Here is a 13,328-nt window from a genome sequence, read left to right as displayed (position 1 = left end):
AAACATGATGCGATTTCCGTCGATCGCGAGGTCCCCCGTGGCACGCTGGGCGCGCACCACGCGACGCGACAGTGGGTGGAACCCTCTCGCCCGACGTCACCCTTGCAGGGGTGGCCGAGCGGGCAGGGCGATCGCGGTGACGGACAGGCCGTCCCGCACCAGCCAGCGGCCGGACAGTTCCGTGAGCATGGCCGGACCGGGCACCAGCAGCCGGGCGTCGAAGACGCCCGACGCGTGTCCCGGGGCGACTTCATGGGGACGGAAATCGACGACTGCCTCGTCGAAGTCCAGTTCTCGGCCCGTGTGTGGGTACCAGACCTTGAAGACGGCTTCCTTGGCACCGAACAGCAGCCGGTCCCACCACACTCCGGTACCACTGCCCTGCCCTGCGATCCAGGAGCGTTCCTCGGGCCGGGCCACGACGTCGAGGACCCCCTCCGGCAGGGGCTGGTGGGGCTCGGCGTCGATCCCCAGGGCGAAGGCGTCGGACGCCCGGGCGAGGGCGGCGGCACGGTAACCGGCGCAGTGCGTCATGCTTCCGACCAGCCCGTCCGGCCACCGCGGCGCCCCGCGGTGGCCGGGGACGACGGGGGCCGGTTCCATGCCGAGTTGGGTGAAGGCCCTGCGGGCGCAGGCCCGTACGGTGGTGTACTCGCGGCGGCGTCTGTCGACGGCGTCGCCGAGTGCCGCTTCCTCCTCGGGGAACAGGCGGGTGTCGGGCAGGTCCTCCCGGGACCAGGCGGAGGCCACCGTGTCGGGCAGCAGCTGGTCGATCACGCGGTCACCGCCGGAAGGATCTGGCGCAGGACGCCTCGGGGCATGCCGCGTTGCCGGTGCTCGCGGGGGTAACCGACCGAGACCTCCTCGAAGCGGACTCCGTCGTGCCAGGTGGTGCGGGGGATGTGCAGATGGCCGTAGACCACGACCTTGGCGTCGAACCGCACATGCCACTTGGCGGTCTGTTCGGTTCCGCACCACTGGGCGAACTCCGGGTGGTACAGGACTCTCGTCGGATCCCGTACCAGGGGAAAGTGGTTGACCAGTACGGTCGGCAGCTCGGGATCGCGCTCGGCGAGCCGGCGCTCGGTCTCCATCAGCCGGGCGTGGCACCACGCCTCGCGGCTCGGGTAGGGGTCGGGGTGCAGGAGCATCTCGTCGGTGCACACCACACCGGCCTCGTACGCCTGGGTGAGCGCCTGCTCCTTGGTCGCGGCGGTAGGGGTGCGGAAGCTGTAGTCGTACAGGACGAAGAGGGGTGCGACGGTGACGGGGCCGCCCGGTCCGTCCCACACGGGATAGGGGTCCTGCGGGGTGAGGACGCCGAGACCGCGGCAGATGTCCACGAGGTGGCGGTAGCGTTCCTCCCCGCGCAACTGGACGGGGTCGCCGGGAGGGGTCCAGAGTTCGTGATTCCCCGGAGCCCAGATCACAGTGTCGAATCGTTCTCGCAGCAGGGTCAGCGCCCACGTGAAGTCCTCGGTAATCTCACCGACGTCGCCGGCCACGATGAGCCAGTCGTCGTCGGACCGGGGACGCATGCCGGCCACGATGTGCCGGTTCTCCGGATAGGCCACATGAAGATCACTTGTTGCCATGAGCCTGCCTGATACCCGTCCGGAAGATCTCATGCAGCACTTTCTACCGGCTGCTGCCCGCGCCGAGGCAGCGGATCTGGGGTGGCTGGAAGGATCTCTGGGGGTTGTAGGGGGTGGCTAGGGGTGGCCGCCACCGATTCGGGCTGCCTAACCTCCGTTACGTTGCCGGCAGGCACATGAACTACCAGCGCGAAGGACGGACGATGGATCGAAGCACCGAGGACCCGGACCTGTGGCTCCGATGCTTCGTGGCCGCCCCACGGGCCCGGACACGGCTCGTGTGTTTCCCGCACGCCGGAGGATCGGCAAGTGCCTATCACGCCATGGCGGGCGCGCTGCCGCCCGCCGCGGAGGTGCTGGCCGTGCAGTACCCGGGCCGTCAGGACCGGCGGGGCGAGAAGTGCGTCGACAACCTTCCGGAGCTGGTCGACCGGCTGGTGCCGGTCCTGACCGCGTCGGCCGACGACCGGCCGCTGGCGCTGTTCGGGCACAGCATGGGCGCCACCCTCGCCTACGAGGTGGCGCGCCGGCTGGAGCGGGAGGGCGGGGCGAACAGCCCGGTCACCGTCTTTCTCTCCGGCCGCCGGGCACCGCGCTTCGAACGCAGTGAGTACATCCACCAGCGCGACGACCAGGGAATTCTGCGGGAGTTGGAGCTGCTGGGCGGATCCGGTGCTGTGGCACTGGCCGACCCGGAGATCCTCCAGATGGTCATGCCCGCCCTACGCGGCGACTATCGCGCGGCGGAGACCTACGTCCATGTGCCGGGACCCCCACTGCGCTGCCCGGTGGTGGCGCTGACGGGGGACGCCGACCCGCGTGCGGCCGTGGCGGAGGTCGAGGCGTGGCGCGAGTACACGGAGGGCCCGTTCGCCACGCAGGTGTTCAAGGGCGGTCACTTCTTTCTCAACGATCATCCGGACGCGGTGCACAGCACGGTCCGCGATCGCCTGAGCTCGCTCCCGGTCTTCGGCGCGGGCACTCACTAGGCAGACTCGAAAGGAAGCTCGATGCCCCCAGCCGCCGTCAGAGAACTGCTCCGCACCCTCGACCGGCTGGCGCACTGCGTCGGCTCACTGCGGTCCTCCGGATTCGGCGAGCCTCCCGCGCTCAACGGACTGGCCGACGACGTGGAACGGCTGCGCCTGCGTGCCCGCGCACTCGTCGGTGAACCGGCCGACGCTGTGTCGGCCCGCCCGCCGGCCGGAGAACGAGCCACCATCGCGGTGCCCGACAGTCCCTACGACGCCAGGCTGTGGCACGGCGCGGACGACGAGGGCGTGGGCGGCCACGGCCCCCAGATTTCCCCCGACGCCGGGCGCTGACCGCCCGGAACGACGCCGAGGCCGGTCCGTACCCGACCACGCACGGCTCGTCGTCCGGCGCTCCCCCGCCGCCCGGCGTGCCGCTCGCACCGACTCCCATCGAGACGGAGATCCCCATGGCTGAGCAGATCGGCATGACGCCGCGGCTTCTCGAATACGTCAGGCAGACCTCGCTGCGCGAGGACGACCTCCTGCTGGAACTGCGCGAGGCGACGGCCGGGCTGCCCGGCGGCGTCGCCCTGCAGGTGCCCGCGGAGGAAGGGCAGTTGCTCGCGCTGCTGGTCCGGCTCACCCGGGCGGCCGCGGTCCTGGAGATCGGCACCTTCACCGGCTACAGCACCCTGTGCATGGCCCGCGCCCTGCCGGCCCACGGACGACTGGTGACGTGCGACATCACCGATCGCTGGCCGTCGATCGGCGCGGAGTTCTGGAAGCGCGCCGGGGTGGACGGCCTGATCGACCTCCGGGTGGGCGACGCGGCGGAGACCCTGGAGAAGCTGCTCGCCGACGAGGGCCGGGGCGTCTTCGACCTGGTGTTCATCGACGCGGACAAGGCCAACTACCCGCGCTACTACGAGCTGTCCCTGGAACTGCTCGCACCGGGCGGCCTCGTCGTCGTGGACAACACGCTCTTCTTCGGCCGGGTCACCGATCCGCAGTTCACGGACGCCGACACCGCGGGCATCCGTGAACTCAACGCCCGCCTGCACGCGGACGAGCGGGTGGACCTGAGCATGCTCACCATGGCCGACGGCATCACGCTCGCCCGGCGCAAGGACGCCTGACGCGGGGTGGCCGCCGTACCGGCGTCGGCGGGGGCCGCGGGCGGCGGGTCGCTCTCATTCGGGCAGAGCGCCAGGCGGCCCCGTGGCCGGCGCCGGTGCGCGCCGGCCGTGCGCTCTCAGGCGGGCTGCCGGCTCTTGAGGGGCTCCCACCAGTCCCGGTTGTCGCGGTACCAGGCGAAGGTCTCGGCCAGCCCGGACTCGAAGTCGCGCCGCGGGCGGTAGCCCAACTCGGTCCGCAACCTGGTGCAGTCGATCGCATAGCGCCTGTCGTGGCCCTTGCGGTCCGGTACCTGCCGTACGCGCGCCCAGGTCGCGCCGACTGCCGCCAGCAGCCGCGCCGTCAGTTCCCGGTTGCTCAGCTCGATACCGCCGCTGATGTTGTAGACACGGCCCGCGACACCGCCGGCGCGGACCAGCTCGACGGCCGCGCAGTGGTCCTCGACGTGCAGCCAGTCGCGCCGGTTGAGCCCGTCGCCGTACAGCGGGACGTCACCACCGTCGAGCAGTGTCGTGAGGAACAGCGGGATGATCTTCTCGGGGAACTGCCGCGGCCCGTAGTTGTTGCTGCACCGGGTGACCCGCACGTCGAGGCCGTGGGTGCGGTGGTACGACAGGGCCAGAAGGTCCGAGGCCGCCTTGGAGGCGGCGTAGGGGGAGTTGGGGTCGAGAGGGTCCCGCTCGGTGCGGGAGCCGCTCTCCACCGAGCCGTAGACCTCGTCCGTGGACACGTGCACGAAGCGGTCGAGGCCGTGGCGCAGCGCGGCGTCCAGCAGGGTCTGGGTGCCCGTGACGTTGGTGCGCACGAAAGCGTCGGCGGAGGCGATCGAACGGTCCACATGGGACTCGGCGGCGAAGTGCACCATCTGGTCGGCCTGTCGCATCAGCTTGTCGACGAGGGGGGCGTCGCAGATGTCGCCCCGGACGAACGTCAGCCGGGGATCGCCGAGATCGAGATTGTCCAGGCTCCCGGCGTAGGTCAGGCTGTCCAGCACCGTGACCTGGGAGACCCCGCCGCGCTGCGCGGTGTCACCCGCGAGCAGCATCCGTACATAGGCGGAGCCGATGAAACCGGCGGCGCCGGTGACCAGCAGATTCACAGCTCCTCCGAAGGAAGCGGAAGCAGCATGCCCGCCTTGCGCAGGCGCGCCCGCTCCATGACGTACTCGCCGTAGGGCGAATTGCCCATGCTCGCGCCCAGCGCCTGGCAGTCGTCCGGGTCGATGTATCCCATGTGCATGGCGATCTCCTCGATGCAGCCGAGGCGGGTGCCCTGCCTGCGCTGCGTGTCCCTCACGAAAGTGCCCGCTTCGAGCAGGGATTCATGAGTGCCGGTGTCCAGCCACGTGACGCCCCTGCCGAGCCACACCAGTTCGGCGGTGCCCATCTCCAGGTAGACGCGCAGCAGGTCGGTGATCTCCAGCTCGCCCCGGGGGGACGGCTCCAGGTCTCTGGCGAGATCCGTGACCTGGGCGTCGAAGAAGTACATCCCCGGGATGGCGAGCTTCGAGCGTGGGTTGAGGGGCTTCTCCTCGATGGAGACGAGTCCGCCCCGCGCGTCGATCTCGGCGACCCCGAACCGCTCCGGGTCGGCCACCTCGTGGCCGAACAGCACACAGCCACCCATCTTGAGCGCGGTACGCCGGAGCATGGCGGGCAGGTTGGCGCCGTGGAAGAGATTGTCGCCGAGGACCAGCGCGCACTGCTCGCCGCGGATGTGGTTCTCCCCCACGAGGAAGGCGTCGGCGATGCCGCGCGGCTCGTCCTGCTCGGCGTAGTCGAGGGACAGCCCCAGCTGCCGGCCGTCGCCCAGAAGCGCCTGGAAGGCGGGGAGGTCGGCAGGACGCGTGATGATGAGGATGTCCCGGATGCCCGCCAGCATGAGCATGGAGAGCGGGTAGTAGATCATCGGCTTGTCGTAGACCGGCGCGAGTTGTTTGGAACCCGCGAACGTGAGGGGCTGCAGGCGGGTGCCGTTGCCGCCCGCCAGAATGATCCCCTTCATGCTCTCCACGCTCCCTCGTGATCGGTGTTCGGGCATCGTCGGGGGCCCCGCCCCACGTTGTTCTCCCGCGTGTCTCGGGGAGCGGGGCCGACGATCAGCGCGGGGACTTCGAGCAGGGTCATGGCATGGTGGGGACCGGTCCGGTCCGCTGCGTTCTCCTGGCGTCCCTCACACCGCCGGACGGGCGTCAGGCCGGGGTCAGCGTCAGGTACCGCTGCTGCCAGAGTTCGTACAGCTCGGCACGCACCTCGTCGGGGGCGACGCCGGCTTCCTTCGCCAGCTCGCCGACGGTGCGCACGCCGTCCACGACGCTGAGCAGCGTGAACAGCTCCTCCGACACCCTGCTCTCCGGAGCTCCGGCGTAGTTCAGGGAGATCTCGTGCCAGGCGTCACCCGCCGCGGCGGCCCCGGTGCCGAGCCGGCGCGCCAGCCTGGTCACCGGCCGCAACCGGGGAACGAGTCCGTCCAGGTCGGCCGTCGGGTCCGCCGAGCGCCGGCGCACCAGGAAGTCCTCGACCACCAGGTAGTCCAGATCGGTGGTGAGGTAGCACGCCACCACGTCGTCGACGGTCTGCACGATCGGCTCCGCGTTGTTGTTGAAGGACGTGTTGAGCAGCACCGGTGTCCCGGTGCGCTCGCCGAAGGCCGCGACGAGCCGGTGGAACCGTTCGTTCGCGGCCGGGTCGACGACCTGCACGCGCGCGGTGCCGTCGATGTGGGTGACCGCCCCCAGATCCGGCCGGCGCTCCTCGCGGACGGGAACCACGTAGGACATGAAGTCGTAGTTCGCCTCGGTGGCGGGCAGGTCGAAGTAGTCGGCGGCGGCCTCGGCGGTGACCACGGGCGCGAACGGCCGGTAGCTCTCCCGCTGCTTCACCATCGCGTTGATCCTGGTCTGGTTCTCCGCCGGCCGGGCGTCCGCGATGATGCTCCGGTTGCCCAGCGCCCGCGGGCCGAACTCCGAACGTCCCTGCGCCCAGCCCAGGACCGCGCCGTCGGCCAGCAGTCCGGCCGCGACCGGCACGATGTCCTCGTGCCGCTCGAAGTCGAGCACCGCACCCCACGCGCCCAGGCGGTCGCGGACCTCCGCCTCGGTACCCAGCGCGGGGCCCGAGCTAGCGGTGCGGGACCGGCGGACCGGCCGGGCCGCACCGCCCAGCCGGTCGGCCGCGAGGAACGCGGCACCCTCGCTCGCGCCGGCGTCGTGCGACGCCGGGTGCACGAACACCTCGCGGAACAGCCCGGAGCGCAGGATGTTGCCGTTCAGGGTGGAGTTGTGGGCCACGCCGCCGCCGAAACACAGCCGGGACAGGCCGGTCGACTCGGCCCAGTGCGACAGCACGTGCATCACGATCTTCTCCAGCGCCTCCTGGGTCGCGGCGGCGAGGTCCTTGTGCTGCTGGGTGAACGGCTCGCCCTTGCGGCGCGGCGTGATGCCCCTCGTGAGCATCGACGGCCCGACCAGGTCGGGCACCGTCATGTTCGGCAGCAGGTGGTAGTCGCCGTTGTCGGCCAGCATGTACAGCGAGCTGAGGGCGTCGCGGAAGGTCGCCGGGTCGCCGTAGGGCGCCAGGCCCATCACCTTGTACTCGTCGCCGAAGCCGTAGCCGAGCAGCTGGGTGGCGTTGAGGTAGAGCATGCCCAGTGACTTGAAGATCGGGTAGTCGGCCAGCTTCTCCAGCTGCCCCCCGGCCTCCCTGTAGACGGTGCCGGAGTTCTCCTCGCCGCGGCCGTCCAGGACCAGCACCAGCGACTCCGGCATCCCGGACCGGGCCACCGCCGCTATCGCGTGCGCGTCGTGGTGCGGGGTGAAGACGAGCTTGTCGTCGCTGAGTTCCCAGTCGAACTCTTCGGCGAACCACTGCTTGATCAGCTGGCGGCAGTACACCGTGGGCACCTTCGGGTACACGGTGTAGAAGAAGTTGAGCGTGGTGTCGACGAACTCCTCGGGGAAGTAGTACGCCACGCCGTCGAGCTGGTCGACCGTCACCCCCGCCTCGTCCAGGCACGCGCGGATCGCGTTGACCGGGAACTTAGTGGTCTTCTTGATCCGGTTGAAGCGTTCCTCCTCGACGGCGGCGATCACCTCGCCGTCCCGCACCAGACACGCGGCCGAGTCGTGGAACACCTGGTCCGGCAGGAGGGGGACCAGATCGGAGTCCCGCGCGGAGAAGTTTCCGCTCAGCCCGAGCACCAACATCGTGACCACCCCAACTCGTCGTTGACTTGACAATCGCCTGCCGTCAGGCTGCGGCCCCTGCCGGACCACGACACTGCGTGGCTGCGGGCCCCGGGAGTTCGGCTGCAGCCTAGGCGGGACGGATAGCGGATGAATATCGCCGACCACTGGGCCGGACGGCCGTGAAGGCGATCCGTACGGCCCCCGTTCTCCCCACCGGTCGCGGGCTAGTTCAGCCGGCGTATTCGGCCACGTACCGGTCGAGCAGTCGATCGAGGTGGCCGGGTCCGCCCGGCAGGTCGGCGGTCGGCAGCAGGGCCCGCAACCGGGCGGTGGAGACCGTCGTGCGCGCCGGCGGGGCATCGACGACATCGAGCCGGGCGGGCAGGCCCATCCGGGCCCGCACCCCGGCGGCGATCTCGGTCACCGGAACCGGTGTGCCCGAGGCGACGTGCACCACCTCGCCGTGCACGCCGGCCGCCAGCAGACCGTCCACAGCGGACACGACATCGCGCACGTCGACCAGATCCCGGTAGGTGTCCCGGTACAGCCGGACGGTTCCCGAACGCACCTGCTCGACGAACGCGGGCAGCAGTTGGTGCGGTCGCTGTCCTGCGCCGACGACGTGCGACAGCCGCAGCACGAGCCAGTTCGCGCCCGAGTCCGCCGCCTGCCGCTCCAGCCCGAGTTTGTGCCGCCCGTAGGGCGAACCCGGCGAGACGGGTTCCCGTTCCTCCACGATGTGGTCGGTCGAGCCGTACATCGCGTGCGACGCGGTCGACAGCACCACCGCGGTCAGGTTCTCCCGCAGGCAGCGCCGCGTCACATCGGCCATGAGCGCCCGCTCCCTGGCGAACTCCGCCGGATCGGTCACCCGTGTGCTGGACACACCGGCAGCCACCACCACGGCGTGCGGGTGCCGGTCGGCGATCGTGCTGAGGTGGCTCGCGAGGAAGCCCCGGCCGATGACGGGCATCAGTGTCCTCCTGAGGCGGTGACGACGCGGGCGGATGCCCTGATGGCGTCGAGTAGTTCGGCGGTGCACAGGGTGTCGGCGTGGGACGCCGTCGCCGAGTTCGGCACGCCGGCCCGGCGGGCTCGGACCTCGGCGGTGAAAGCGGCGGCCGAGCGGGCCCACTGGTCGGCGGCCGGCGTCACGATCTCCTCGGCATGGTCCTGTTCGTCGATGCGCAGCACCGGCTGGTGGGTGGCGGGCGGGGTGAACGCGCGCTCCAGCAGCAGCTGGGCGGACGAGCCCCACAGCCGGTAGCGGGAACCGTAGCTGTGCCGGAAGCCGAACTCGGCCGTCACGACCACGTCGCCGGTCGTGAGCAGCGCGCTGCCGGACACGTCGACCCCGGTCACCGGATCCACGTGCAGCACCGCGCCGGCGACCTCGATCTCGTTGCCGAACAGCAGTTGTGCCGCCCGGATCGGGTAGACACCGGCGTCCAGCAACGCCCCGCCGCCCAGTTCGGGCCGGTAACGCACGTCGGCGACGGGAAGCGGCGGGAAGCAGAACGAGCTGGTGAAGTGCCGAGGCTCGCCGATGCGACCGGCGGTCACCAGGTTCCGCACGACGGCGTGCACCGGGTGGTGCAGGAACGTGAAGTTCTCCCGCAGCACGAGGTTGTTCACCTCGGCCAGGCGCACCAGATCAGCGGTGTCGGCGGCGCACGTCGTCAGCGGTTTCTCCGCCAGGACGTGCTTTCCGGCCGCGAGCGCGGCGGCAGCCCACTCGTGATGGAGGGAGTTCGGCAGCGGGACGTAGACGGCGTCGATGTCGGCGCGCTCCAACAGCGCCGCGTAGCCTTCGATCGGCTCGCCGCCGAACCGCTCGGTGAACGCCGCGGCCCTGGACCGATCCCGGCTCGCGATGGCCGCGACCGACACCCCGGCCGTGCCGGTCAGAGCAGGCAGCGTGCGCCGCCACGCGATGGATGCCGCACCCAGCACACCGATCCGCACCGTCGCCGCCGGGTCGAAGTCCGCTCCGGGGGCGGGTTCCGTGAGAGGCCGGACCATCAGGCGCCCCCACCCTGTGCGACCGGGCTGTCGTCATCGAGGCGAGCCACGAGGCTGTGCAGGCACGCCACCAGACTGCGGGCCTGCACGTTCACGTAGTGGCTGTGCCGCAGCAACCCGACGATCTGGGCGATGGTCATCCACCGGTGCCGGGCCGGGCCGGAGCCGTTCGCCACCACCGGATCGACCTCGACGATCACGTGCCGGGTACGGGCGTGGAAGAACCGGCCGCCCTCCTCGGAGAGCTCGGAGTCGAACCGGATCCGGTCGGCGGGCGCGGCCAGCACGTCGTCCAGGAAGGGCGGCCTGGCCTCGGCCGGCAGGTGCTCGTAGTTGTCCGGCGTGCACTGCACCGTCGGCGCCAGCTCGACGAAGTCCACGAGCCCCGGCTCCGCCTGGACGCCGACCAGTACGTGCAACACCCCGGAGAACCGGGCGACCAGGAACGCCACGACGCCGAGCCCGTGGGGGGCGATCATCGGCTGCGTCCAGCTGTCGATCTCACGGCCCCCGCCGTCCACCGCGACCGCGCGGACGTCGAAGAAGACGCCCGTGTCGTGCGTGATCCGGTCGGGCTGCCGGCGCCAGCCGCGCACCTCGCGCAGCGGGATCGGGGTGGCCTCGACCTCGCGGCGGGACCGCAGGTCGGTGATCCAGCTCAGGATCTCGCCGTCGGTGTGCAGTGCGCCCCACTCCGTGTCGATCGACCGCACCAGGGCCGCCCGGAACCCGGACGCGCCGCAGCCCAGCTCGCCCACGAGGTTCGGTCCGGAGAAGGACAGGCAGGACAGCACGGTGCGCGTGTTCATGTTGATCAGATGGTCCTCGGCGAGCAGCGCGTGAACCTGGCCCAGTGACAGCCAGCAGAAGCCGGGCAGCACCTCGACGTCCCCGGTGGCCTCCACGACGATGTTGCGGTTGCGTTTGCGGTAGAACCACGAGCCTTGCTCGGACTGCAGCACGTCGGCGAGCACCGCCTGCGGTGGCGCGGACAGGAACATGTCCACATAGGGCACCGGGCGGCCTCGGTGCACCGCGGTGTAGTTGCTCTGCGTGGCCTGCACGGTCGGGGACAGTTGCAGCACGTTGCAGTTGCCCGGCTCCATCTTGGCCTGCATCAGGCAGTGCAGCACCCCGTCAAACTCCTTGACCAGGATGCCCAGCACGCCGGTCTCCGGCTGATTGATGATCGGCTGCGACCAGCGCGCCACCGGGCCATGAGCGGCGGCCACCGACAGGCCCTCGACGGCGAAGAACTTGCCGCTGTCGTGCACCAGGTTGCCGGTGTCGTCGGCGAAACGCCAGCCGACCAGATCGGCGAAGTCGATACCGGCGACCGTGGTGGTCCTGGCCACGGCCAGCCGTTCGGCGAACCAGGACCGAAGGTCCGGTGTGGCCGTCACGGTGCCCTGGGTGGAGAGTACTGATCGGACGACGCGCAGCGCCGCCGACGGGTCGTGGGTCCGAAGCAGACCACCGGAGGTGACCGGGGATGCGGCCATTCGGACTCCTTCGCGGATACCCCGGCCTTCGGGCCGGGAAGAGAACGAACTTCTGCGGAGCAGGACGAGAAACGAGGTCCACCCGGAGGGCGAACGAGGGTTGTGTGCGTTCGGTCGGCCGCTCCGGGGCGAAACCGAGGTGCGGGCCGGCCTGCCACCGCGCCGGCGGGGATGAAGGCGATGAAGCTCGTGCACGACCGATGTCCGGCACCCCGGCCGTCGCCGTGAAAGCGGGTCGGCAACGGGCCGTGCGGCAGAAAGGGCGTTTCGCGAGGTGCGGATCTCCCCGCCACAGCCGGGAGAGAGGTCAGGGTTCCTCCCGTGCCGGCTGGGGAAGAGCTGCCACCGGAAGCCGTCAGAGCCGGGTGACGGCGTGCTTCTCGATGACGTCCGCGGCGGCGGCCACTCCTCGATCAGCGCGCACCGCCGCCGCCAGCGCCGCCGCCCGAGTGGCGATCGACGGATCGTCGACGGCGGTTCGCACGGCGGCGGTCAGCCGGTCGCCGGTCAACCGGGAGAACGGCACCGGCGGCGGTGCGACGCCCAGCGCGGCCATCCGGCTCGCCCACACCGGCTGGTCCGCAAAGCAAGGAACGACGACCTGTGGCACGCCGGCGGACACCACGGCCGCGGTGGTGCCCTGGCCGCCGTGGTGCAGTACGGCAGCGGCGCGGGGCAGCAGCCAGACGAAGTCGGCGCTTTCGGTCCGGATCGCGTCGACGCCGGCGGGCGGCGGGCCGTCCGGGCCGCCGACGACCAGCAACCGGTGTCCGGTCGCCGCCGCTGCCGCCACGCTCGCCGCGAGCAGGCCGGGACCGTCCACCGCCCAGGCGCTGCCGAAGGTGGCCACCAGCGGCGGATCGCCGCGTTCGACGAACTCGGTCACCTCCGCCGGATTGTCCCAACGCGTGTTGTCCGACCAGTACCCGGTGATGTGACACTGCTCCGGCCAGTCCGCGGGCGGCGCGAACACGTGCGGGCTGAACTGGTACAGCAGCGGCCGGGTGACCCCGTCGTCACGGAAGGGTGAGCGGAGCCCGAGTCGCGGCAGCCCGGCCGCGACCCGGCCGCGGTTCACACTGGGCCGGTACACCAGCCACTCCAGTGCGCCCATGGCCCGGTGGGTGAACCGGTTGTAGCCGCCGCCCAGCGGCAGCTCCGGCGCGCCCAGCGCGGGCCACGCGGCGGTCTCGGTCACCGGCCAGGACGCGACCGAACACCACGGCACGTCCGGCCGGCCCAGCGCGCCGATCCGGGTCAGCGTGGTGTTGACGACCATGTCCGCGCCCTCGCCGGCGGCCACCATCTCGTCGATCAGGGCCTGCTGCTGGGCACCGGTCAGCCGTGGCGCCGCCATGGCCATCCGGTACATCGACGGCCCACGCCGCAAGGCGGCCTGCACCTTCGGATCGCGCAGCACCGAGTCGGCGTACCCGGCGGGCAGCGCTTCGAGAGCCCGGAAGCCGAGACCGGCCCGGTCGGCCAGGCTCTTGAACTCCGCCCCGGCTGCCAGCACCACCTCGTGCCCGCGTGCCTTCAGCTCGACGCCGAGCACCACGAACGGCTGCACGTCACCGCGCGAGCCGATGGTCAGCAGGACGATCCGCATCGTTCTCCTCGAGTACGTCACTCCGCCGGACGGGCGTCAGGCCGGGGTCGGCGTCAGGTACCGCCGCTGTCGGTGGTCCTCGCCCGTCGATGAGCCGACAGCCCGTCCGCCGTCGAGCGGTTGCGGCCGAGCCTAGGCGGGACGGATAGCGTCCGAATATCGCCGGACCAGCGGAACCCGGCGACCACGGCCCGCCAGGCATCTCGTGTCGCCCGCATCCGGTCGGGCGACCGGGGCCCCGGAGGCCTCGGGGACGGTCAGGTCGTGGCCGGTGCGCTCTTGGCGGACCCGCCACGCCCATGTCGC

Annotated in this window: 12 protein-coding genes; 3 read left to right on the top strand and 9 right to left on the bottom strand. The window is 71.1% G+C overall.

What is annotated here, in order from left to right; genetic code table 11:
• Nucleotides 1–96 precede the first annotated feature (96 nt).
• Complete coding sequence (locus tag SCAB_RS40215; protein ID WP_013005797.1) at nt 97–777, bottom strand: 4'-phosphopantetheinyl transferase family protein; 681 nt, start codon at nt 775–777, stop codon at nt 97–99.
• Nucleotides 774–1,595 carry a metallophosphoesterase family protein gene (locus tag SCAB_RS40210; protein WP_013005796.1) on the bottom strand — a complete coding sequence of 274 codons (822 nt, stop codon included), beginning with the start codon at nt 1,593–1,595 and terminating at the stop codon, nt 774–776. The genes SCAB_RS40215 and SCAB_RS40210 overlap by 4 nt, the downstream gene beginning before the upstream one ends.
• A gap of 203 nt (nt 1,596–1,798) precedes the next feature.
• Between SCAB_RS40210 and SCAB_RS40205 the strand changes: the two genes are divergently transcribed.
• From SCAB_RS40205 to SCAB_RS40195, 3 genes are all read left to right on the top strand, one after another.
• Complete coding sequence (locus SCAB_RS40205) at nt 1,799–2,584, top strand: thioesterase II family protein (protein ID WP_041670168.1); 786 nt, start codon at nt 1,799–1,801, stop codon at nt 2,582–2,584.
• A gap of 21 nt (nt 2,585–2,605) precedes the next feature.
• Nucleotides 2,606–2,920: a hypothetical protein gene (locus SCAB_RS40200; protein WP_013005794.1), complete on the top strand. Its 315-nt coding sequence runs from the start codon at nt 2,606–2,608 to the stop codon at nt 2,918–2,920.
• Between the two features lie 116 nt (nt 2,921–3,036).
• On the top strand, nt 3,037–3,705 hold the full coding sequence (locus SCAB_RS40195) for an O-methyltransferase (protein ID WP_037728693.1): 669 nt from the start codon (nt 3,037–3,039) through the stop codon (nt 3,703–3,705).
• A gap of 116 nt (nt 3,706–3,821) precedes the next feature.
• Here the strand turns inward: SCAB_RS40195 and rfbB are convergent, their stop codons facing one another.
• From rfbB to SCAB_RS40160, 7 genes are all read right to left on the bottom strand, one after another.
• The gene (gene rfbB, locus SCAB_RS40190; RefSeq protein ID WP_013005792.1) at nt 3,822–4,802 is read right to left on the bottom strand and encodes a dTDP-glucose 4,6-dehydratase; all 981 of its coding nucleotides are present in this window, start codon (nt 4,800–4,802) and stop codon (nt 3,822–3,824) included.
• Nucleotides 4,799–5,707: a glucose-1-phosphate thymidylyltransferase RfbA gene (rfbA, locus tag SCAB_RS40185; protein WP_037728691.1), complete on the bottom strand. Its 909-nt coding sequence runs from the start codon at nt 5,705–5,707 to the stop codon at nt 4,799–4,801. The genes rfbB and rfbA overlap by 4 nt, the downstream gene beginning before the upstream one ends.
• Nucleotides 5,708–5,894: 187 nt before the next feature.
• Nucleotides 5,895–7,907, bottom strand: a complete 2,013-nt coding sequence (locus tag SCAB_RS40180) for a carbamoyltransferase family protein (RefSeq protein WP_037729230.1) — start codon at nt 7,905–7,907, stop codon at nt 5,895–5,897.
• A 211-nt stretch (nt 7,908–8,118) separates the two neighbouring features.
• On the bottom strand, nt 8,119–8,862 hold the full coding sequence (locus SCAB_RS40175) for an NAD-dependent epimerase/dehydratase family protein (RefSeq protein WP_013005789.1): 744 nt from the start codon (nt 8,860–8,862) through the stop codon (nt 8,119–8,121).
• Nucleotides 8,862–9,911, bottom strand: a complete 1,050-nt coding sequence (locus tag SCAB_RS40170) for a Gfo/Idh/MocA family protein (RefSeq protein WP_013005788.1) — start codon at nt 9,909–9,911, stop codon at nt 8,862–8,864. Before SCAB_RS40170 ends, SCAB_RS40175 begins: the two co-directional genes overlap by 1 nt.
• Nucleotides 9,911–11,413 (bottom strand): NDP-hexose 2,3-dehydratase family protein, encoded by a 1,503-nt coding sequence (locus SCAB_RS40165; RefSeq protein ID WP_013005787.1) that lies wholly within the window; start codon nt 11,411–11,413, stop codon nt 9,911–9,913. Before SCAB_RS40165 ends, SCAB_RS40170 begins: the two co-directional genes overlap by 1 nt.
• A gap of 355 nt (nt 11,414–11,768) precedes the next feature.
• Nucleotides 11,769–13,022, bottom strand: coding sequence for a glycosyltransferase (locus SCAB_RS40160; protein ID WP_041670166.1), 1,254 nt, complete (start codon nt 13,020–13,022; stop codon nt 11,769–11,771).
• Nucleotides 13,023–13,328: the final 306 nt, after the last annotated feature.

This window comes from Streptomyces scabiei 87.22 (genome assembly GCF_000091305.1).
GTDB lineage: Bacteria > Actinomycetota > Actinomycetes > Streptomycetales > Streptomycetaceae > Streptomyces > Streptomyces scabiei.
Note: the sequence above shows the minus strand (reverse complement) of the source record. Positions and strands in the feature narration are given on the sequence as shown.

Coding starts and splice junctions, on each gene's coding strand:
- SCAB_RS40210 (WP_013005796.1), bottom strand. CDS start 1,595: ATGGCAACAAGTGATCTTCATGTGGCCTATCCGGAGAACCGGCACATC.
- SCAB_RS40180 (WP_037729230.1), bottom strand. CDS start 7,907: ATGTTGGTGCTCGGGCTGAGCGGAAACTTCTCCGCGCGGGACTCCGAT.
- SCAB_RS40170 (WP_013005788.1), bottom strand. CDS start 9,911: ATGGTCCGGCCTCTCACGGAACCCGCCCCCGGAGCGGACTTCGACCCG.
- SCAB_RS40165 (WP_013005787.1), bottom strand. CDS start 11,413: ATGGCCGCATCCCCGGTCACCTCCGGTGGTCTGCTTCGGACCCACGAC.
- SCAB_RS40205 (WP_041670168.1), top strand. CDS start 1,799: ATGGATCGAAGCACCGAGGACCCGGACCTGTGGCTCCGATGCTTCGTG.
- SCAB_RS40160 (WP_041670166.1), bottom strand. CDS start 13,022: ATGCGGATCGTCCTGCTGACCATCGGCTCGCGCGGTGACGTGCAGCCG.
- rfbA (WP_037728691.1), bottom strand. CDS start 5,707: ATGAAGGGGATCATTCTGGCGGGCGGCAACGGCACCCGCCTGCAGCCC.
- SCAB_RS40195 (WP_037728693.1), top strand. CDS start 3,037: ATGGCTGAGCAGATCGGCATGACGCCGCGGCTTCTCGAATACGTCAGG.
- SCAB_RS40200 (WP_013005794.1), top strand. CDS start 2,606: ATGCCCCCAGCCGCCGTCAGAGAACTGCTCCGCACCCTCGACCGGCTG.
- SCAB_RS40175 (WP_013005789.1), bottom strand. CDS start 8,862: ATGCCCGTCATCGGCCGGGGCTTCCTCGCGAGCCACCTCAGCACGATC.